Consider the following 19,536-nt stretch of genomic DNA (forward strand, 5'->3'; position numbering starts at 1 on the left):
CTGGCACGGCTGGTTCGACATCCGCATCCAGGCCGGTGCACTCCGACGACTCGGGCTCCACCCGGACCAGCCCACCGCCGCCGTCGCCGACGCATCTCCACCTGGCTGGTGGCATGCCGCCGCAGAACGCAACGCTCACTAACACCCCAGAATGCCACTGCTGAAACAGCCCCTACCGGTGAGCCGCACCCCCGCACTGCACCTCGTGCAACCGTCTGGTGTCGACGTCATAGACGAAACCCCGCACGGAGTGCTGGTACGGGACGAAGGGGCTCGCCAAGACGCGTCGCACCGACTGCCGTACATCCTCTTCAAGCTGCTCGAATCCCTCGGCCGCCCAGGGTGGGCGGACGCCCGTGGCTTGCTCGATGTTTCGTTTGAACGTGTCGTCTGACAGGCCGAGCATCCCGCATTTGGTGTGGTGGACGACCATCACCTCCCGCGTCTGCAATTCGCGCTGGCTGACGACGAGTGAACGGATCGCGTCGTCGGTCACCGCGCCGCCGGCATTGCGGATGACGTGCGCCTCGCCCAGTTCGAGCCCGAGCATGTCGTACACGTCGATCCGTGCGTCCATGCAGGTGATCACGGCGAGATGCCGAGTCGGCGGCTCAGCCAGGGGGAGGGGCCCGCGGGTCGCCGCGGGGGCAGCGGCATACGTTTCGTTGTTCGCCAGGTAGACGTCGGTGACGGACACGGGGAGCCCTGCTTTCTGTAGCCGACTCCTGCACGGTAGGAAGTCCGGTCCCCTCAGGGGACGCGCACGCCGACGCATACACGCGGGCGTAGTACCTGAGGGGCACCCAGGCGGACCATTCCGGCTCACCTGCACTCCGTGCTGCATCCCACCGTTCGGCCCACCAGTCGGGTCATCTCACCTAGCCTGGCTCTGTTCTCCTTCCTCGCTCTTGGTGCTCGTTTGTCATTCGCCATTCGTCATGTGCCGTGCGTCGTGGCGTCGTACGTCGAGACGTCCGCTGTTTGTCGTTGGGAGGCTGCGGTCCTGCTTCTGTCGTATGGGGTGGCACAGCCGCTCTCTGCGGTGGTCAGCCTCTTGTCAGGTTGTCGGTCGGTAGCGGACTTGGTCGAAGGGCCAGACCAGTTCCAACCAGTCGGAAACCGCTTCGTACACCGGGCCGTCCAGGTCGGCCCGGTCGGCGCTCACCCAGGATCGGACCTGGGCCTGCTCCGTTCCGGAATTCACCGGGTAGATGTACACGCAGCCAACTACCTCGTCCTGGTCGTCGAGGACCGAGTAGGTGAATCCATCGCGCCGCTCGAAGTCATCCGCGTGCTTCTGGAGGTCGCTGAGGTTTTCCGCAGCGCTCATGCCGGCCACCGGTGGCCAATCGTGCTTCTCGAATCCGGGCGTGGCGCGAATGTGCTCGATGCTTGACATCCATGCGGCGTGGTCAGCTTCGTTGTGGCGAGGGTGCAGGGGCTCTAGTCGAAACCCTTCCTCGGACAGGCCCTGAGGAATGTCGAAGTCGCTTGGGACAAAGGCGTCAGCAGCCGTGGAAGACATGCCCGGAGGCTACCCCGGCCGGCCACCGCCAGCCCCGGACCGTCGCTCAGGAATGCCGGGCCCATCGCTCGGGGCGTGCTGAACGGAACCTGCCCCCAGTCGTTCGCAACAGCCTGCCCCCAGCGTCGGACCGGTTCCGGGACCAACCCACCACGTCCGTTCCCCCACCTTCCCGGGTAACTGCTTCGTACGCCACGCCCTCGCTGCCTACTCAGCCCTTGCGGCGAACCGTGCAGGGCCGAGGTGCTTCACACCGCAGGTGCTCGTACGCCGGTGCCCGGGTCCGACAGCAGTGGGTGAGTGTCGAGTCCGTCGAGTAGTCCTCGTAGTTCCTCTCTCCTTTCCTGGGGGAGTGGCAGGAGCGGGGGCCTTGGTTGTCCCACTCCGCGGTCCTGCAATTCCAGGCCCGCTTTGATGGCCCGCGGCAGACCGTGCCCGACGATGAACTGCAAGAACGGGAGCAGCTCCGCCAGCACCGCATCGGCCCGGTCCTCGTCCCCCTGCTTCGCTGACGCATGGAGGTCCAGGCACCAGCGCGGCACCAGGCAGGGGGCTGCGGTGCACCAACCCTCTGCGCCGGAGCGGAAGGCTTCGAGGGCGAGAGGGTTGCTGCCGTTGTAGACGGACAGGGCGCCGCCCGACAGCTCGCGGATGGATCGGAAGCGGGTGGCGTCACCCGAACTCTCCTTGACCATGGTGAGGTTCGGGATGGTGCGGGCCAGGGCGGTCACGGTTTCGGGCAGCAGGTCAACGCCGCTGGTGCCAGGGTTGTTGTAGAGCATGACGGGGAGGTCGCTCGCGTCGGCGACGGCGGCGAAGTGGCGGGCCAGCTCCGCCTCTGTCAGCTTCCAGTACACCTGGGGCAACACCATGATCGCGGTGGCGCCGTGCCGGGCCGCGACCCGGGCACGCCGGATGGTGCCCTCGGTGCTGTAGTGCGCCACCCCGACCACGGTGGGAACCCGCCCGCCGACGGTGTCCAGGGTGGCTTCACAGACGGCGTCCCATTCCGCTTCGCGGAGGTAGGCGCTCTCCCCCGTACTACCCAGTGGTGCGATGCCGTGGCTTCCCGCATCGACCAGTTCGCCCGTGAGCCGGCGGAGAGCGGGCAGGTCGACTTCACCGGTCTCCGGGCGGAAGGGGGTGACGGGGTACGAGATGATTCCCCTGAGGGGTGACTCGGCCATCAGAGGTCCACCTCGCCGGTGATGCAGTCGGGGTGGCGGCGGAGCGCCTTGCGCGCGTAGTACGCGAAATTGGCCTGGCTGCGGCGCTCCGAGGACGTCCAGTCATGGGCTTCCTGCGCGAGGGTGGGCGGCAGGGGTTTGATGGTGCCGGCGGACATGGCGAGTAGTTGCAGGCGCGCGGCGCGCTCGATGAGAACCGCCAGGTTGCACGCCTCTTCGACGGTCGCGCCGGTGACGAGTTGGCCGTGGTGGGCCAGGAGGATGGCCCGCTTGTCGCCGAGGGCCGCCGAGATGATCTCACCCTCCTCGTTCCCCACCGGCACTCCGGGCCAGTCCTTGAGGAAGGCGCAGTCGTCGTACAGCGGCGTGGTGTCCATCTGGGAGATCTGTAGCGGGACTTCGAGCATGGAGAGCGCGGCCACGTGCAGCGGGTGGGTGTGGATGATGCAGTTCACGTCTTCGCGGGCGCGGTAGATCCATGAGTGGAACCGGTTGGCCGGGTTGGGCATGCCCTCCCCCGCCAGCACGCGCAGGTCCTCGTCGACCAACAGCAGGTTGTCCTCGGTGATCTCGTCGAAGCCGAGGCCCAGCCGCTGGGTGTAGTAGGTGCCCGGCCGTGGTCCACGCGCGCTGATCTGGCCGGCGAGCCCGGAGTCATGGCCGCCGTCGTACGCAATCCGACAGGTCAGGGCGAGCTTCTGCCGGGTGGTCAGGCGCGAGTCGCCGAAGTGCTCGCGCATCTGCCGTGCGGCACGGTCGACGAGCACGTCTTTCGTCTCTTTCAGGGTGTCGGCCACGGTTTTCTCCACTTCCGGGGCGCAGGCAGCGCCAGCGCCCCGTCGTCTTGTGCCGCTCGCAGCACTCTCGAGGAAACTGAGTTCACCATAGGACACCTGGTGTCATGAGGCAAGAGTGAATTCCCGACCGGGCCGGTCAGCGGGGGGCCGGGACATACTGGGGACCCGCCCGGTCGACTCAAGCCAGGGCGGGGGTGCGTGAAGGGATGCGACCAGTGATCAATCGGGTACGGCAGTTGCGCAAGGAGCGGCTGATGACGCTGGAGGTGCTCGCTGAGCGCTCCGGAGTCACGAAGAGCTATCTGTCCAAGGTCGAGCGCGGTCAGAGCATCCCGTCCATCGCCGTCAGCGCCTCGCTCGCCAAGGCCCTGGACGTCCCGTTGGACAACCTCTTCGCCAACGCGGCCGAGGTCGCGGACATCACCGTCACGCGGGCGGCCGAGCGCAAGTCGCTGACCTCCGACGACGAGCCCGGCACCCGCTACGAGGGCATAGCACTCCAGGCCGGGGACAAGCGCATGACGCCGTTCATGCTGTACCCGCCGCACGATGCCGGCCCCGCCCCCTTCCGGGACCATCCGGGCGAGGAGTTCGTCTTCGTCCACGAGGGCTTCGCCGAGCTGCTGTTCCCGTCCTTGACGGTCACGCTGGGGCCGGGGGACTCCGTGTACTTCAAGGCGACGACGCCGCACAAGGTTCGCTCGCTGGGGGACGGCGAGCGCGCCACCGTACTGCTCATGGTGAGCGACGACCGCAGCGGCGCGGACACCCCCCACCCCCACATGCCCTGAGCGCCCGCGCGCCGCGGCCCCACCTCCCCGTTTGCCCCCAGCGCGCTGCGCATCGCCACGGCTCTCGCCATCGGGACGGCATGGCAGCAGCAGCGGCGCGCGCCGAGGCGGCGTGCCGTACGCCTCGTGCACGCGCATGGCGGACGAAGTTCGAGCGCAAGCCACCACCCCGCCAGGCACCCGGCGCACCAGCGGCGCACAGCCCGGCGCGGCGCCGCGCTCAGGTGCTACCGCGCACAGCGGAAACCCCCGCCGACCGCTCCGCCTCCGCCGCGGCGGCCGGTGAGGGCGTGCCGCCTGTGAAGAAGCGTGGGTGCGGGACGCGCGCCACGTCAGGCGCCCCTACAGGCCCGCGCAGGCCCGTACCGGGCAGAGAACTCCTGGTGAGACGGTGGGCGTTCACTCTGCCCTGTGGACCTCCACCCCCTCCGGCAGTCCGAAGCAACGGAGCAGGTCCGAATACCAGCCGTCGCGCAGTGCCGTCTCGACGGGACCTGGTTCGCAGCACAGGAGTTTGGCCTCCGCGGCCCAGTCCAGGGCGGCGGCGACGGCCGCGCACCGCTCGTAACCGGCTGGTATCGCCTCGTACGCCTCGGCCGCCTCCTCGGAGAAGACGGCCTCCCAACATTGCCCTGAGGGCGCCGCCCCGTACGCCACCGCGCAGTCCTCGTCCATCACGAAGACGGTCATGGCGGGGGCGCCGGTCGCCGTGGCGAGTTCTGTCGCCGATGGGCTCGGTCGCGTCCCCCAGCGACCGTCGAGCCACATCTCGCGCCAGTCCCCCCGGACGTACTCAGCCAAGACTCCACGCCCGTGGGCGGTGACGGCAGGCTCCTTCGACAGTGTGTCGTCGCCCTTGGCGACGATGATCCAACCCGAGTACCCCATGCCGAAGACGCTACTCGGCCCCTCTGACAATCCCCCCTATGCGAACCCCCATTCGAACAGTCAAGAACTGTTCAACCTTTGGCCATTGGCGACGGGGCAGGAATTTCTCGGTCACCGGGAGGTGACGGGCGGATGACCGTCGCTGCCTGCGGTTCCTGCTGCGCGGAGCCGTCACCGAGGGCGTTCGGCCAGCTCAGGACCCACCACGCGGGCAGTGCCAACGCCCCAAAGTCGCGCGCCTGACGGCTACGCGCGGGCGTGCGCACGCGGCAACGTCCCGGCGGGTGGCAGCAGATACGAAGCGATCCGTACGGCAGCGTCTGCTGGCCACCGTACGGACCGCGGTCCGCCCTTTCCCGCCATCCGGCAGGCCCCGCCGCGCAGTCGCGTCGGTGGGTGCGCCGACGGGTGTGCGGCTACTCGTCGCCGGCCAGGGTCAGGGTGCGCAGCTTCTGGCCCGCGTACCAGGTGGCCAGCACCGTGACGCTGATCAGCAGCACCACGGCGACCGGCAGGCCGACGTCGGAGGAGACCACGCCGCCCTGGCCGATCTTCTCCGCGGCGGCCAGCGACCACTGTTGGACGCTGAGTTGGCGGGCGCCGTTGACGTACGTGCCGAACACGGACTCCCAGACCAGCGCGTACACCAGGCCGGCGACGACCGCGTGCCGGGTGACGGTGCCGAGCAGCAGGAAGATCGCGCTGTAGGCGATGGAGGCCATGGCGGCGGCCGAGGTGTAGGCGCCGGCGATGCCCTGGCTGTTGCCGTTGAGGATGAGGCCGGCGATCAGGGTGGGGATGGCCGAAAAGGCCATGGTGACGCCGACCGCGACGAAGAGCTTGGTGACGATGATCGTCGGCCGCTTCACCGGCTTGGCCAGCAGATACACCACCGAGCCGTCGTCGATTTCGGGGCCGATGGCCCCGGTACCTGCGATGACGCCGATCAGCGGCACCATCACGGACAGCGCGAAGCCGCCGAGGATCGCATCGGCCGTCTCGTCGTCGGCCCCCGTCATCAGCCGCACCGCGATCGAGATGACGATCAACAGGGCGGGCAGCGAGCAGAGGATCAGCGCGCGGCGCCGGCCGAGCAACGCCCGGTAGGTCAGCCGGGCGACCGTGGGGTTGTACATCGCTGGGGCTCCTTGCGTTATGCCGCGACGAGGTAGGAGAAGACGCTCTCCAGGGACTCGTCCGATGGCGAGACCGTGAGGAGGGTGATGCCGTGCTCGCGGGCGACGCGCGGCAGCAGTTCGGTGAACCGGTTGAAGTCGATGGCCTGGATGCGCAGGGCGCCCTCGGCCGCGTCCACCTCGATGCCGGCGGTCGACGCGTCGGCGATCAGCGCGGCGGCCAGGGCCCGGTCATCGCTGGAGCGCACCAGGTAGCGGTGGGGGCGGTCGGTCATCAGCCGGCGGATCTTGCGGAAGTCACCGGATGCGGCGTGTCGGCCGGCGACGATGACCTCGATGTGCGCGGCCAGTTGCTCGACCTCTTCGAGGATGTGGGAGGAGAACAGGACGGTGCGTCCCTCGGCCCCCATCTGTCGCAGCAGGTCCATCAGTTGCATGCGCTGCCGCGGGTCCATGCCGTTGAACGGTTCGTCGAGCAGCAGCACCGACGGCTCGTGGACCAGCGCGGACGCCATCTTCACGCGCTGCCGCATGCCCTTGCTGTACGTGGAGATCTTGCGGCCGGCCGCGTGTTCCATCTCGACCGTGGCCAGCGCGCGTTGTGCGGCGGCGCGCGGATGGGGCAGCCCGTGCAGTTCGGCGTTGGCGACGACGAACTCCTGGCCGGTGAGGAAGTCGTACATCGATTCGCGCTCGGGCACGATGCCGATGTGCCGGTAGCTCTGTTCGTTGCGCCAGATGGGCGTGCCGTCGAGGGTGACGGAGCCGGTGGAGGGCGCGAGGAAGCCGCCCATCATGTTGATCAGGGTGGACTTGCCGGCGCCGTTGGGTCCGAGCAGGCCGGTCACGCCGGGGCCGATGGTCATGGTCACGTCGTTGACGGCGACGACGTTCCCGAACCAGCGCGAGACGTTGTCGATGATGAGAGTGCTCATGGGCGCGGCCCATTCCTTCGGGGGGTGGTGGCGACGGCGGGCGAGGTGCGGGGGGCACGCCCCGACACTCGGGCGGTCACCAAGCGGCTCGTACGGGGCAGGGGCTGGCCAGATGTGGCCGATCCGCGGTCATCCGTAGGCAGCAGGTGGTCGATCTGGGTCACAGTCCGACCTTCCGGTAGCGGCGGATGAGCAGCCCGTACGAACCGGCCACCAGGACAGCGGTCACCAGCAGGTAGACCAGGCCGACGGCCGCGTCCGGGCCGTATCCGCCGGGTGCGGCGGAGGTCGCGCCGAGGAACGCCGCGCTGATCCCGTCGATCAGGGTGATGGGCGAGAAGAGGCCGATCCACTCGATCGAACCGGTGCTGCTCTGTTCTTCGGCGATCGCCTGCATGGTGCTCACGGCGCCGTAGGAGATGGTCAGCACGGCGATGATGGCGGCGACGCCGAAGCCGCGGCGCGGCGTGAGGGCGCCGATGACCAGGCCGATGCCGGCGAGCAGGACGGAGAGCAGGGCCACGGAGACCATTCCCTGTGCGAACTCCTTCGTCTGGTCCATGAAGTCCAGCTTCGCGAGCAGCGCCCCCACGTAGAGGACCACCACGGGGATCGCGGTCAGCAGGAAGATGGCCGAGGCCAGTGCGGCGAACTTCGCGACCACGTAGTCGGCGGTCTCGATCGGCCGGGAGAAGTAGAGCGGTACCGACTTGAAGCGCAGATCACGTGAGACCGATTGTGGCGCCTGTGCGGCCACGAACAGGCCGATCACTGCCTGCATGATGATCGCGTACCGGGTGTATTCGACCGGCAGGCTGTTGGCATTGGTCGCTACGGCGACCGCGACGATGATCCCGGCCGGCAGGCACATCACGCCGAACAGCAGCATCGGCAGCACCTTGGACTTGGCGGAACGGCCGAGTCCGTAGGCGCCGCGCAGGCTCTGCGAGAAGAGCGAGCGGCGGGCGTAGGCGCGGCCGAGGCGCGGGCCGTCGTAGTGCCGGTAGCCGATGTTGTGGATGACGTCGGCCGGGGCCGCGGGGCTCGGGGCCGACCAGTTGCCCGCCGTCTCCCCGCTGTGGGTCTTAGGCGACATCGCCGTCGCCTCCTTCCTGATGCCGGCCAGCGGCCAGTGGCTGCGCCGCGTGCTGATGGGCAGGGGGCTGCTGGGACGTGGGTGACGCGCCGGGGCGAGCCGGGGGCTGCGGCGCGCCGGCGGCCGGGGACTGCGCGGCGGCAGCGTCGGTGCGGAAGACCTCGGCGATGCGGTGCCTGCGCTGTTCCATCCGCACCAGCCCCAGTCCGAGCCCGGCCACCGCATCGCGTACCGCGTCGTATGTGGGGTCGCCGTCGACCTCGACGAACAGCAGCCGCGCCGAGGCCGGCGAACCGTCCGCCTCGCGCTCGACGGTGCCGACCGTCAGGCCCGCCTGCTCCAGCGCCTCGCGCAGGGCGGTCGTGCCGTCCGGGTGCGCCTCGCTGTCCGTGACCTCGACCGCGAGCGACGCCGTGGCCTGCGTAAAGTCGTCCGTCGACGAGGAGCGCAGCAACTTGCCGCCGTCGATGACGACGACGTGGTCGCAGGTGCGCTCCAACTCACCGAGCAGGTGCGAGGTCACCAGGACGGAGATGCCGAAGTCGGTGTGGACGCGGCGGATCAGGCCGAGCATCTCGTCCCGGCCGACCGGGTCGAGGCCGTTGGTCGGCTCGTCGAGCAGTACGAGCTGCGGATCGTGCACGAGCGCCTGGGCCAGCTTGACCCGCTGCTTCATACCGGTCGAATAGCCGCCGATGGGGCGGTATCGCTCCTCGTACAGGCCGACGTGGCGCAGCGTGTCCGCGGTGCGTTCACGGGCCGCGGCCGGCGGGAGGCCGGACATGCGCGCCATGTGCACGACGAACTCCGTCGCCGACACGTCCGGCGGCAGGCAGTCGTGCTCCGGCATGTATCCGACCCGTTCCCTGATCGCCCCGCCCTCACTGGCGACATCGAGGCCGAGCACGGCGGCCTTCCCCTCGCTGGCGGGCGAGAGCCCGAGAAGGATCTTGATCAGGGTGGACTTGCCGGCGCCGTTGGCACCGACCAGCCCGGTCACGCCCGGGGCGATGTCGAGGGAGAGCCGGTCGAGCGCGGTCACCCGGGGGAACCGTTTGCTCAGGCCTTCGGTAGCGATCACAGTCACGTATTCGAAGGTAGTGGCGTCCCTACGAGCCGGCCTCCCTCCAGACGGCTGGATCGGCCTACGACTGGAGTCGTAGAAACCCGTAGGGGGCCCGTACCGAAGGAGAACAGTCGGAGTTCTCTTTCGTCGCTCCGTCCCCTCCCTCGTCCCCGCCCGCTCCCGGCGTGCCGCCGGCCATCACCGCCCGACGTCTCGGCGGCATCCGGTCGTCTCCTTGCGGGGACTGGCTGACCTGCGGAGACGCGGTACGGGGCTGACCGCGAGGGCCAGCCCCAGGGGGCTGAGGTGCGGGAGGGCGGTGCACTAGGGGGTGCTACCTCCGAGGGTAGGACGTACGGCGTCACTGCCGGGGCGGCGAGGCGGGCGGAAGCGGCGTGGCGGGCTGGCGCCCGGGCGGACGGGGCGCTGTCGCACGCCGTCACGGAGGCACGGCGTCGGCCGGGGGTGCGTGCACGTCCGACTCGCAGCGCGCATGCGTTGCTCACGCACCTGACGGCGCTCACATAGCTGACGCCGCTGGTGTCACACCGACCACGAACGTCACGCGCCGAAGACCGGCGCACGCTCACCCACAAGGGGGGAATCGAGGCTTCATCGCGAAGAAAAGTCCTGCGCCCGGTGCCGCCACAGATGCGAAGTAGCCAGTCCAGTCGCAGGTGGTTCGGGGTTACCCAGGGTTTTCCACAGGCCGATCCGACCTATTGACGCAGCCGCCAGTCATTGTCACATTCATCAGTGTCAAGTTACGGGACCGAGGCCCGGACGCCTCTCGGCCCCAGATCTGCATGGCCTTGCCCACCCGGGCCGGGCCCGCAGCCGTACGACCAGGGCCCGAGCGTCGAGGGAGGGACGGAAGCCATGACCACATCGGTGGACGATCGGCACACCACACGCCACGGCGAACTCACCGCCGAGTTGCGCGGGTTCCGCACGGTGCAGCGGCTCAGTTACGAGTGCGCGGAGGCCGTCGCCGCCCAGTTGCGCCCCGGCGTCACCGAGCGCGAGGCGGCCAGGATGCAGCGGGATTGGCTGCGCGAGCGGGGCGTACGCGACTGGTTCCACCTGCCGTTCGCCTGGTTCGGTGACCGCACGGCCTTCACCGACTTCCGCATACCGCTCCAGTTCTTCCCCACCAACCGGAAGCTGGAGCCGGGGATGCCGTTCATCCTCGACATGGCCCCGGTGCTCAACGGCTATACGGCCGACATCGGTTACAGCGGCTGTCTCGGCGCGAACCCCCTGCACGACAGGCTGCTCACCGACCTGGCGGCACACCGTGCCCTGATCCTGCGCGGAGTGCGCGAGCGGCGCTCCCTGCGCGCGATATACGAGGACGTGGACCGGCTCATGGTCCGCCAGGGGTACGCCAACCGGCATCGCGCCTACCCGTTCGGCGTCATCGCGCACAAGGTCGACCGCGTCAGGCAACGCACCTGGTCCCCCACGGCGTTCGGCTTCGGAGTACACAGCCTCAAGGGCCTGGCCAGCGACGCCTTGCACGGGCACCGCGAAGGGTGGTCCCCGCTGTGGAGCCCGTACCGGTTCTCCGACCATCCACCACGACCCGGACTGTGGGCCGTGGAACCGCACCTCGGCTTCCGTGGCGTGGGCACCAAGTTCGAGGAGATCCTCGTCGTCACGGATTCCAGGGACCCGGAGCAGAGCGCGTTCTGGCTGGACGACGACCTCCCGCACGTGCGCCGCTGGGCGGCGGAACAACCCATATGACCACGGGCGCCTGCGAACCACGCGGCAAGCCCACCGGCACCCGCTACCGGCCGACCACACCGGCGTCCACATCGCCGCCGTGCGGGCGCGCCACGGGACGGAACGACACGGTCGTCACGGGAGCGGTTCGGGGTATCCGCCAGGGCACGGCAGTACGTACGCGGCACGAAGACGGGCAACAGTGACAGCGGCTATCGGAGAGGCGGTCAAGCAGTGACGGACACGGAGGCCACGGGACCGTTGGCCGGAGCGACCGAACGCTGGGTCAACACCGGCGGCGTGCAGCTCTGCGTCGCAGAGTGGGGCGACCGGACACAGCCGACCGTCGTGCTGGTGCACGGCTTCCCGGACAGCAAAGAGGTGTGGAGCGAGGTCGCCCGACGGCTGATCGACCGGTTCCACGTCGTCCTCTACGACCTGCGCGGCTGCGGACGGTCGAGCGCGCCCAAACCACTGCGCGGCGGCTACACGCTGGAGAAGCTGACCGACGACTTCCTGGCGGTCGCCGACGCGGTCAGCCCCGACCGGCCCGTGCACCTGGTGGGGCACGACTGGGGCTCGGTGCAGGGCTGGGAGTTCGCCACCGTGGCGCGCACCGAGGGCCGTATCGCCTCCTTCACCACGATGTCCGGACCGTGCCTTGACCATCTCGGCATCTGGCTCAAAAAGCGCGCCACCCGCCCGACCCCGCGCCGCGTGGGCCAGCTCTTCGGCCAGGGCATCAAGTCCTGGTACGTGTACGCGTTCCACACCCCCGTGGTGCCCGAGGCCCTGTGGCGGGGGCCGCTCGGCAAGGCGTGGCCCGGGCTGCTGAGCCGGGTCGAGAAGACACCGGCCCACGGCGCGCACGGCGCCGGCTATCCGACCGCCTCGCTGCCCGGTGACGGCGCCCACGGCGTGTGGATGTACCGGGACGACGTGCGCGCCAGGCTGCGACGCCCCCGCACCGACGCCTACGCACACGTACCGGTCCAACTCATCCACCCCACCGGAGACCGCTTCGTCTCGGAGCAGGTCTTCGACGAACTGGACACGTGGGCGCCCAGGTTGGTGCGCCGCAGCCTGGTAGCCAAGCACTGGGCGCCCCGCACGCACCCTGACCAGATCTCCGCCTGGGTGGCCGACTTCGTCACGTCGGTCGAGGAAGGGGCGCCGGCCGTGCAGCCCAGAGAAGCGAGCGCCTACGCCGCACGGTTCGCCGGGCAGCTCGTGCTGGTGACGGGCGCCGCAAGCGGCATCGGCCGAGCCACTGCCTTCGCGTTCGCCGAGGCGGGGGCGCGTGTAGTCGCCGTCGACCGGGACGAGGAGGGGGCCGCCCGCACCGCCGAATTGGCCAGGCTGATCGGGGCCCAGGCGGCCTGGAGCGAGCCGGTGGACGTCTCGGACACGCAGGCCATGGAGAAGCTGGCCGACAAGGTCGCCGCTTCGTACGGCGTCGTGGACGTGCTGGTCAACAATGCCGGAATCGGGGTGTCCGGCCCCTTCCTCGACACCAGCCCCGAGGAGTGGCAGCGGGTGCTCGACGTCAACCTGTGGGGCGTGATCCACGGCTGCCGCACCTTCGGCCGGCAGATGGCCGACCGCGGCCAGGGCGGCCACATCGTCAACACCGCATCCGCCGCCGCGTTCCAACCCACCCGCATGCTGCCCGCGTACGCCACGTCCAAGGCGGCCGTGCTCATGCTGAGTGAGTGCCTACGTGCCGAGCTGGCAGGACAGGGCATCGGCGTCTCAGCGATCTGCCCCGGCATCATCAATACCAACATCACCAGGACGACCAGGTTCGTCGGCGTGGACCACGACGAGGAAGAGCGCCGCCGCGCCCGCAGCACCCGGATGTACGGCAAGCGCAACTACCCGCCGGAGAAGGTGGCCGACGCGATCCTGCGCGCCGTGGTCCGCAACCAGGCGGTGGTGCCGGTGACCCCTGAGGCACGCGGCGCACATCTGCTGTCCCGCTTCGCTCCGAAGGCGATACGCGCCCTGGCCAGGCTCGAACCGAAGGGGTGACGGGCGGCGCGAGGGGCAGGCCGAGCCGGCCCAATGCCGAGGCCAGCGGCCCGCGCACCAACGAGGTGGATGGCGGACAGCCAGGTCAGGGCGGGAGCCCGCGCCAGGCGAAGCAGACATGGCGAAGCAGAGAAGAGGAAGGGAGGGGCAGGGACGTGTCCGAAGCATCCGTCGAACCGCACGCATCCCCCGAGTACCGGATCGAGGAGTTGGCGCACCGCAGCGGGGCGACCGTCCGCACCATCCGCGCGTACCAGGACCGTGGTCTGCTCCCCCGGCCCGAGCGGCGCGGCCGGGCCAATGTGTACCGGGACCAGCACCTGACCCGGTTGGAGCGGATCGCGGCGCTGCTGGAGCGCGGCTACACCCTGTCCAGCATCAAGGAACTCCTCGCGGCCTGGGACGCGGGCCGAGACCTGGGCGGGGTGCTGGGTCTGGTCGCGGCGGTGGAGGAGCCGTGGACGGACGAGCAGGCCACGCGGATCACCTGGGCGGAGCTGGCTGAGCGGTTCGGCAGTGGCCTGGACGAGGCCGCCGTCCGGGAGGCGGTGGAACTCGGCATTCTGGAGCCCGTTCCGGAGAGCCCGGACGAGTTCCTGGTGCCCAGCCCGCAAGAGCTGGCGGTCGCCGTCGAACTGCACGCGGCAGGCGTGCCCCTGCTGGCCATCGCCGATCACGTACGGGAACTGCGGGGACAGGTCGAGCACATCGCGGATCGGTTCCTCGACTTCACGACGGAGCACGTGTTCCAGCAGTACCTGGGCCATCCGCCGACGGACGCCGAGGCCCAGGAGGCGGCGCTGCTGATCCGTCGTTTCCGTCCGCTGGCCCAGCAGGCACTGGACGCGGAGCTGGCCCGCGCGATGCGCTTGGTGGCAACCCGCCATCTGCACCAACACCTCGGCCGCTACGGCCCGCTGCCCCACCGTCCGCCGATCCCCGGAGCAGCGTCGAGACGGGCGTCGGAATCCTCCCCGACGGCACCGAATGCCCCGAAGGCCCCGAAGACCCCGACGGCTCCAGCAGATCCGCCCGGCTCTCCCGGAGTCACCCGACCCGAGCGCCGCGCGGCGGGCTCGCCCGCTGCGGAGCACCCTGGTGCTGACGCTGGTTCTGGCCACGGCGTTGCCGCGGGCGGCGGCGGTGTCAGGGGTGTCGATGGCAACGGCAACGCGTCGATTTCGCTTCCCGTCGGGGTGCTGGACCGGGTTCGGGAGTTGGTCGGCGAGGTGCACATGGCTGACTTCATAGCCGCCGCGGTGGAGCGCGAGGTGTGCGCACGTCGGATGGACCGCCTCGCGATACCCGATGCTGCTGCCCGTAGCCCCTCACCACCCGGCGTCCCCGGGGACGGGAGCGGCGACTGATCCGGACGCGGCGCCGCACACGTCTCCAGGGCAGATGGGTCACGCGCGGTACGAGCAGCACTCAGCAGGCGGCACCGCCCAGGGGCGAGCACGACCGAATCAGAGGCCACCCACGGAAGGAGGACAGCCAGTGGAGGCCAAGGCATTCCCCGCCGGAGCGGTAGCGGCGAACCGGCCCCGGGGGCGGGGCCGGGGCCGGGGACCGATCGCCGGAAACACCGCCGTGCCGCCTGGCATCCGAGCAGCGACCACGGTCACGAGATGGCCGCCCACCGAAGCCGACCGATTGACACAGCCGCGGCCAGCCCCCGGCGCAGGCCCACCAACAGGGCCACGAACAGGGACGTTCTATCGCCGTGCGGCATCATGGGAAGGTATGAGACCTACGAACGTCCCGCCCGGTACGGGCAGCGGAGGCGACGGTAGCGGGGCCGGCGACCGGCGCATCAACAGCACCGAGAGCGCTGTCGCCGCCGTGACGGAGATGGCGGATTCACACGGCCGCGAGGCGACCGTCGAGCACTCCATCGGCGCGGACCAGTCCGGCCGGCGCCTCGCCTCCGGGGCGTTCACCGTGGTCGACCCGGACGGGTCGCTACCGCACGAGGCGTACATCGAGATAGCCGGTCGGCCGACGGTGTGCATTGAGATCTTCAGCGAGGGGGACGCGAGCATCACCGTGGACACCGTGGAGTTCATCGGTGTCCCCCGGGAGCAGTTGCCGGCCTTCCTCGACGCCGTCTACGGGGGGCGGGCCTGGGTGCGGGGGCGGCGGTTCCCGCCCACCCTGCACCTGATCGTGCCGATACCCGGCGACATCACGTACAAGGAGCCGATCTTGGGGCCGTGGAACATGACGCCCTGGCTCAACGGCCTCATCCGCTGACGCCGGGTACGGGTCAGCGCGCGGGCACCGCCCGGGAGCCGGGCGCGGGCCCACGTTAGAGGCCCGGTGCGCCCCAGACCGGGAACCAGCGGCCGAGGTCCTTTTCGATCCGCAGGTCATCCGTGAGCAGGGCGCGGGTCTGGAGCTCCAGACCGTTGTCACGCTTGTCGACGCCACCGGGAAGGGGGGCGAAGGGGTAGAAGGTGCCGCGCTTGTAGAGGTACACGAGCGCGAGTGAACGGTCCTGGCCGTCCCGAAAGCTCAACAGCGAGCAGAGCAGTTGGGGCCCGAAACCGCCGTCGCGCAGGGTGGTGTTGACCGCATGGAGGTCGTTGACCAGGCCGGCGACGTCGTCGGGAGCGTGCTGGGTGAGCAGCCAGGTGAAACCGTACGCGTCTTGGCTGAACTCGACGGGGATGCCGCCCCGTTCGGTGTCGGCGTCGAGGAGGTCGCGTACCTCACGCTGGAGACCGGCGAACGCGCCGCCCTCCACACTCGCGAAGCACACCGATCCCTGCCCGGTCGGCGTGAACCCCGCTGCGGCCTCCAGCGTGACCGCCGCCGATGGCAGGGCGAAGAGCTGGTCGAGTTGAGGACGGGCCGGCTTGCTGCGGCCTAGCAGGGTGTCGAGGAAGCCCACGGGGTTGTCCTTCCGGTCGCTGTAGGGCGTGTTCGTACGCGAGGTGGTTGGGGGTGGGGGTTGGGGTGCGGGGTGCGGGGTGTTCGTGAGGTGCGTGCGGGTGGGGTGGGCTGGGTTGAGGTGGCGGGGTGGGTCGGGTGGGGGCTGAGTTGGCTGCGTGGGGGGAGCTCCGGCGTAGGCGCGTACACGTGAATCCGTGGGACACGGGCCCCATGGGCCCGTGAGCACATGCGGCGGGGTGTGGTGAGGCGGTGGGTGGGGGGGGGTGGAGGTGGGTGGGGGGAGGGCGGAGGGGGAGGGGAGGGGAGGGGGAGCCCCCCCCCGCCAGGGGCTGGGAGCTTCCCGTTACGGGCGGCCCAGTTCGGCGGCGATGCGGCCCAGTTGGTCGAGCCGTTGTTCCAGCGTCGGGTGGGAGGACAGCAGTTTGCTGAAGCTGCTGCCGGAGAAGGCGGGGGCGAAGTAGAAGGCGTTGTACGGTTCGGCCTGTCGTAGGTCGCGGGTGGGGATGCGCGCCATTTCGCCCGTCACCTTGGTCAGTGCGGCGGCGAGTGCGGAGGGTCGGCCCGTCAGGAGGGCGGCGGCGCGGTCTGCCGAGAGCTCGCGGTAGCGGGAGAGCAGTCGGGTCAGCAGATAGCTGATCGCGTAGACGACTGCGCTGATCAGGGGAATCACCAGAAGCGCGATGCCGAGGCCGTTGTCACGGTTGTTGCCTCGGCTGAAGCCGCCCCAGAGCGCTATGCGGGTGATCAAGCCGGCCAGTACGCCGAGGAAGGACGCGATGGTCATCACCGCGACGTCGCGGTGGGCCACGTGCGACAGCTCGTGCGCGATGACGCCTTCCAGTTCCTCGCGCTCCAGGCGGCGCAACAGCCCGGTCGTCGCGCACACCAGTGACTTCTGCTGGCTGCGTCCGGTGGCGAAGGCGTTCGGTACGTCGCTGTCGGCTATCGCCACCCGGGGTTTGGGCATGTCGGCGAGAGCGCACAGCCGGTCCACTGCGCCGTGTAGCTCGGGGGCCTGTGCGGGGGTGACCTCGCGCGCGCCCATGCTGAACGCCGCGATCCGGTCGCTGAACCAGAACTGCGCGATGAACATCCCGCCCACCAGCAGCACGATCATGGGCCATGCGTTCCCCAGCAGCGCCACCAGGACGCCGATGAACACTACGTACAGCAGCCCGATGAGGAACATCGTGCTGACCATGCGCGCGGCCAGTCCTCGGTCGGGTGCGAATCGCGTACGCGGCATAAGCCCCTCCTCTGCGCTCTCCTACGATTCTCCCTCTTTGTGGGGTATTCGTGAGATAAGCGAGATTGGGGTGGGTTGCCGCGGGGCGCGGCGGGGCGGGCGCCGCGTGCCTGTGGGGGTGGGGGCGGTTCGCGGGGCGGCTGGCGCAACGCCTACCCAGCCCGTCACCGGCTGGGACAGTGATGGAGCCGCCCGATTCCGTGGTGGGTCGACCGCGCCCGACATGCAACGACGCGGCCGGACGCCCCGGGCCCGGTGCAGGTCCGGATGCCATGGGCCCGGGGCGGGTGAGGTGGTAGTGGCCCAGCCGATCGCAGTGGGCGCCGAAGCGAGGCACCGGGGCCGCGGGCCAACCCTCCGGCGCCTCGCATCGCCGCTGGCCAGCCGCATGGCGACCCAAGCCGATCCGCAGGCCCAAGCCGGGACCCGTCCCCCGATCCCACGCCCGATCCGGCCTCCCAGGCCCAGCCGCACTCCAAACCCAAGCCCGCACCCGAAACTCGCCCCAAGCCGGCACTCCAGGCCCGGCCCCAGGCCCGTGCTCCAGGCTCAAGCCCGCACCCAAAATTCGCCCCCACGCCAGGCCCAGCCAAGCCCAGCCGCGCACCCGGCACTGCCCAGCTCAAGCCGCGCAGCCCGCGCAACCGCGCAGCCGCAGCCCCACCGAGCGGCCGGGCGGTTGCCGTCGCTGCTGATGGGGCGGCGAGGCAGTGGGGGTGGGGGAATCGTTCAGGCTGCGCGGAGGAAGGCGCTGGTGGCGACCTGGCCGATCATGCTGAGTCGAGTCTTGCCCGCCAGCCGCTCCTCGGTGGCCTCGCGTACGCCGGCCCATCGGCCGTCTCCGTAGTCGTCCATGACGATCACCGCGCCGGGGGCGGCGATCTGCTCGGCCCACTCCAGGTCGTTGGCGACGCCCTCGTACGAGTGGTCGCCGTCGATGATCACGACGCCGTACTGCCGGTCGGAGAGTTCCTCGCGTACGGCGGGGTCCTCGGAGAAGCCCCGGTGCAGGCGGAGCCGTGATTCCTCGACGCCGGCGTAGGCGAGGTTGGCGCGTACCACCGCCTCGGTGACAGGCGTGCCCGACGGGTCGGAGGAGATCTCGAAACCGGGCTGGAGCTGAACGGGCGAGAGCGGATCGACGATGGTGAGCTGATACGGAAGGCCGGCGCGCAGCAACTGGCGGGCCATGCCGCCGGCGAAGAGCCCGTAGAGCGTGCCGATCTCCAGGATCTCGCCGTTCGGCGGACCGAGCAGTGGGGTGGCGGTGAGTTTGCCGAGGATGTTGCGGGTGGAGCCGGCGATGCGGCCGACGCCCCTGTTCTCCAGTTCGACCAGGGTGCGGTAGGCGAGCACGGTTTCCTTGTACGCGCTATCGCGGCCGGTCAGGGCGGCGATCTGGGTCGCGAGGGCCGCAATCTCCTCCCGGCTCGGCTGCCGGTCGGTCAACCTGCCGTCGCGGCCGAGCAGTAGGTCAGTGGAGTGCGTACGGCGCAACTCCTCACGGAGGACGGTGAGTTCACGGCGGGCTGAGCGGAGCTTTCTGTCAATGCGCTGGTCGAGCTGATCAAGGACGGGCCGCAGCGCGCGACGGGCGGAACGGGAAACGATCAGGGTGCTGTGGAACTTCACACAGCGGACCTTAGGTGCGCGCCCAGACGCAGGGAAGGCATGGCAGGCCGACGTTGCAGACCATCCAACAGTTGGGCCACCCGGCCAACAATCTCGCCCTGACCGTTCATCAGGAATTACCCGAAGCGTCACCGCCGAGCCGTCCGGGCCAAGTGGTCGGCGCGGTAGACGGAATGCGCGCACCATGTCCTGCCTACCTGGCGCGCACCGCGTGTGCACGGCCGCCATTCCCCACGCCGGGGCCGCTTCTACCAGGTCAGCCCGCTCATCGGGGTATGCGGAACCCGTTCGTTCCGTCGCGGACCGGCGTCCCCCACCTACCGGTGGACTACGCGCGGATGCCGTGCCGGAGCGCGGCGCGCCCACCAGCCGGCCGAAGGGCACCACACCGCGCCGCCCACGCCACGCAGCACCACGCCACATCACTTCACGCCGCGACGGGATGCCCCGGACACCCGGCCTCTCCTCACCCGGGTGCCCGCTCGCACGGCGGTGGTCCGGCGTACGCGGCGCGGTGCGGCACGACGTGACACCGCGCGTACGCGCACGCCTCCCCCACGCGCGCCTCCGCAGTACACGCCTC

At 70.0% G+C, this 19,536-nt stretch carries 17 protein-coding genes; 5 read left to right on the forward strand and 12 right to left on the reverse strand.

Annotated features, from left to right (window positions below):
- Window positions 1-172: 172 nt before the first annotated feature.
- The 4 genes from ACMA1D_RS06230 to ACMA1D_RS06245 all read right to left on the reverse strand — a co-directional run bounded on the left by ACMA1D_RS06230 (window position 173) and on the right by ACMA1D_RS06245 (window position 3,509).
- On the reverse strand, window positions 173-697 hold the full coding sequence (locus tag ACMA1D_RS06230) for a beta-class carbonic anhydrase (RefSeq protein ID WP_414722857.1): 525 nt from the start codon (window positions 695-697) through the stop codon (window positions 173-175).
- A 360-nt stretch (window positions 698-1,057) separates the two neighbouring features.
- Window positions 1,058-1,330 carry a hypothetical protein gene (locus tag ACMA1D_RS06235; protein WP_414722858.1) on the reverse strand — a complete coding sequence of 91 codons (273 nt, stop codon included), beginning with the start codon at window positions 1,328-1,330 and terminating at the stop codon, window positions 1,058-1,060.
- A gap of 443 nt (window positions 1,331-1,773) precedes the next feature.
- Window positions 1,774-2,712, reverse strand: coding sequence for a dihydrodipicolinate synthase family protein (locus ACMA1D_RS06240; RefSeq protein WP_414722859.1), 939 nt, complete (start codon window positions 2,710-2,712; stop codon window positions 1,774-1,776).
- Window positions 2,712-3,509, reverse strand: coding sequence for an aldolase (locus tag ACMA1D_RS06245; RefSeq protein ID WP_414722860.1), 798 nt, complete (start codon window positions 3,507-3,509; stop codon window positions 2,712-2,714). The genes ACMA1D_RS06240 and ACMA1D_RS06245 overlap by 1 nt, the downstream gene beginning before the upstream one ends.
- Before the next feature lie 206 nt (window positions 3,510-3,715).
- Between ACMA1D_RS06245 and ACMA1D_RS06250 the strand changes: the two genes are divergently transcribed.
- Entirely contained in the window at window positions 3,716-4,300 is a 585-nt protein-coding gene (locus ACMA1D_RS06250) for a helix-turn-helix domain-containing protein (protein ID WP_414722861.1), read from the forward strand.
- A gap of 399 nt (window positions 4,301-4,699) precedes the next feature.
- On the opposite strand, the gene ACMA1D_RS06255 is transcribed toward ACMA1D_RS06250, so the two are convergent.
- The 5 genes from ACMA1D_RS06255 to ACMA1D_RS06275 form a co-directional block, all read right to left on the reverse strand.
- Window positions 4,700-5,188 carry a hypothetical protein gene (locus tag ACMA1D_RS06255; protein ID WP_414722862.1) on the reverse strand — a complete coding sequence of 163 codons (489 nt, stop codon included), beginning with the start codon at window positions 5,186-5,188 and terminating at the stop codon, window positions 4,700-4,702.
- A gap of 416 nt (window positions 5,189-5,604) precedes the next feature.
- Window positions 5,605-6,324 (reverse strand): ABC transporter permease, encoded by a 720-nt coding sequence (locus tag ACMA1D_RS06260; protein ID WP_414722863.1) that lies wholly within the window; start codon window positions 6,322-6,324, stop codon window positions 5,605-5,607.
- 17 nt (window positions 6,325-6,341) lie between these two features.
- Window positions 6,342-7,259 carry an ABC transporter ATP-binding protein gene (locus tag ACMA1D_RS06265; RefSeq protein ID WP_414722864.1) on the reverse strand — a complete coding sequence of 306 codons (918 nt, stop codon included), beginning with the start codon at window positions 7,257-7,259 and terminating at the stop codon, window positions 6,342-6,344.
- Between the two features lie 160 nt (window positions 7,260-7,419).
- Complete coding sequence (locus ACMA1D_RS06270) at window positions 7,420-8,355, reverse strand: ABC transporter permease (protein ID WP_414722865.1); 936 nt, start codon at window positions 8,353-8,355, stop codon at window positions 7,420-7,422.
- Window positions 8,345-9,442: an ABC transporter ATP-binding protein gene (locus ACMA1D_RS06275; RefSeq protein WP_414722866.1), complete on the reverse strand. Its 1,098-nt coding sequence runs from the start codon at window positions 9,440-9,442 to the stop codon at window positions 8,345-8,347. Before ACMA1D_RS06275 ends, ACMA1D_RS06270 begins: the two co-directional genes overlap by 11 nt.
- A gap of 858 nt (window positions 9,443-10,300) precedes the next feature.
- Here ACMA1D_RS06275 and ACMA1D_RS06280 point away from each other — a divergent pair.
- The 4 genes from ACMA1D_RS06280 to ACMA1D_RS06295 all read left to right on the forward strand — a co-directional run bounded on the left by ACMA1D_RS06280 (window position 10,301) and on the right by ACMA1D_RS06295 (window position 15,433).
- Window positions 10,301-11,170, forward strand: a complete 870-nt coding sequence (locus ACMA1D_RS06280; protein ID WP_414722867.1) for a M24 family metallopeptidase — start codon at window positions 10,301-10,303, stop codon at window positions 11,168-11,170.
- Between the two features lie 213 nt (window positions 11,171-11,383).
- Window positions 11,384-13,180 carry an SDR family oxidoreductase gene (locus tag ACMA1D_RS06285; RefSeq protein WP_414722868.1) on the forward strand — a complete coding sequence of 599 codons (1,797 nt, stop codon included), beginning with the start codon at window positions 11,384-11,386 and terminating at the stop codon, window positions 13,178-13,180.
- 155 nt (window positions 13,181-13,335) lie between these two features.
- Entirely contained in the window at window positions 13,336-14,547 is a 1,212-nt protein-coding gene (locus tag ACMA1D_RS06290) for a MerR family transcriptional regulator (RefSeq protein WP_414722869.1), read from the forward strand.
- Between the two features lie 376 nt (window positions 14,548-14,923).
- Entirely contained in the window at window positions 14,924-15,433 is a 510-nt protein-coding gene (locus ACMA1D_RS06295) for a hypothetical protein (protein ID WP_414722870.1), read from the forward strand.
- Window positions 15,434-15,488: 55 nt separating this feature from the next.
- Here the strand turns inward: ACMA1D_RS06295 and pspAB are convergent, their stop codons facing one another.
- From pspAB to ACMA1D_RS06310, 3 genes are all read right to left on the reverse strand, one after another.
- On the reverse strand, window positions 15,489-16,073 hold the full coding sequence (gene pspAB, locus ACMA1D_RS06300) for a PspA-associated protein PspAB (RefSeq protein ID WP_414722871.1): 585 nt from the start codon (window positions 16,071-16,073) through the stop codon (window positions 15,489-15,491).
- Between the two features lie 345 nt (window positions 16,074-16,418).
- Window positions 16,419-17,321 carry a zinc metalloprotease HtpX gene (htpX, locus tag ACMA1D_RS06305; RefSeq protein WP_414722872.1) on the reverse strand — a complete coding sequence of 301 codons (903 nt, stop codon included), beginning with the start codon at window positions 17,319-17,321 and terminating at the stop codon, window positions 16,419-16,421.
- Window positions 17,322-18,050: 729 nt separating this feature from the next.
- Complete coding sequence (locus ACMA1D_RS06310; protein ID WP_414722873.1) at window positions 18,051-18,953, reverse strand: class I SAM-dependent methyltransferase; 903 nt, start codon at window positions 18,951-18,953, stop codon at window positions 18,051-18,053.
- Window positions 18,954-19,536 lie beyond the last annotated feature (583 nt).

Origin of the sequence: Streptomyces sp. 796.1 (assembly GCF_047525675.1) — a bacterium.
Lineage (GTDB): Bacteria > Actinomycetota > Actinomycetes > Streptomycetales > Streptomycetaceae > Streptomyces.

What these genes read in the sequence shown, in the direction of transcription:
- ACMA1D_RS06250 (WP_414722861.1), top strand. Translation starts at nt 3,716, where the DNA reads ATGCGACCAGTGATCAATCGGGTACGGCAGTTGCGCAAGGAGCGGCTG.
- ACMA1D_RS06260 (WP_414722863.1), bottom strand. Translation starts at nt 6,324, where the DNA reads ATGTACAACCCCACGGTCGCCCGGCTGACCTACCGGGCGTTGCTCGGC.
- ACMA1D_RS06255 (WP_414722862.1), bottom strand. Translation starts at nt 5,188, where the DNA reads ATGGGGTACTCGGGTTGGATCATCGTCGCCAAGGGCGACGACACACTG.
- ACMA1D_RS06295 (WP_414722870.1), top strand. Translation starts at nt 14,924, where the DNA reads ATGAGACCTACGAACGTCCCGCCCGGTACGGGCAGCGGAGGCGACGGT.
- ACMA1D_RS06235 (WP_414722858.1), bottom strand. Translation starts at nt 1,330, where the DNA reads ATGAGCGCTGCGGAAAACCTCAGCGACCTCCAGAAGCACGCGGATGAC.
- ACMA1D_RS06270 (WP_414722865.1), bottom strand. Translation starts at nt 8,355, where the DNA reads ATGTCGCCTAAGACCCACAGCGGGGAGACGGCGGGCAACTGGTCGGCC.
- ACMA1D_RS06240 (WP_414722859.1), bottom strand. Translation starts at nt 2,712, where the DNA reads ATGGCCGAGTCACCCCTCAGGGGAATCATCTCGTACCCCGTCACCCCC.
- ACMA1D_RS06265 (WP_414722864.1), bottom strand. Translation starts at nt 7,259, where the DNA reads ATGAGCACTCTCATCATCGACAACGTCTCGCGCTGGTTCGGGAACGTC.
- htpX (WP_414722872.1), bottom strand. Translation starts at nt 17,321, where the DNA reads ATGCCGCGTACGCGATTCGCACCCGACCGAGGACTGGCCGCGCGCATG.
- ACMA1D_RS06280 (WP_414722867.1), top strand. Translation starts at nt 10,301, where the DNA reads ATGACCACATCGGTGGACGATCGGCACACCACACGCCACGGCGAACTC.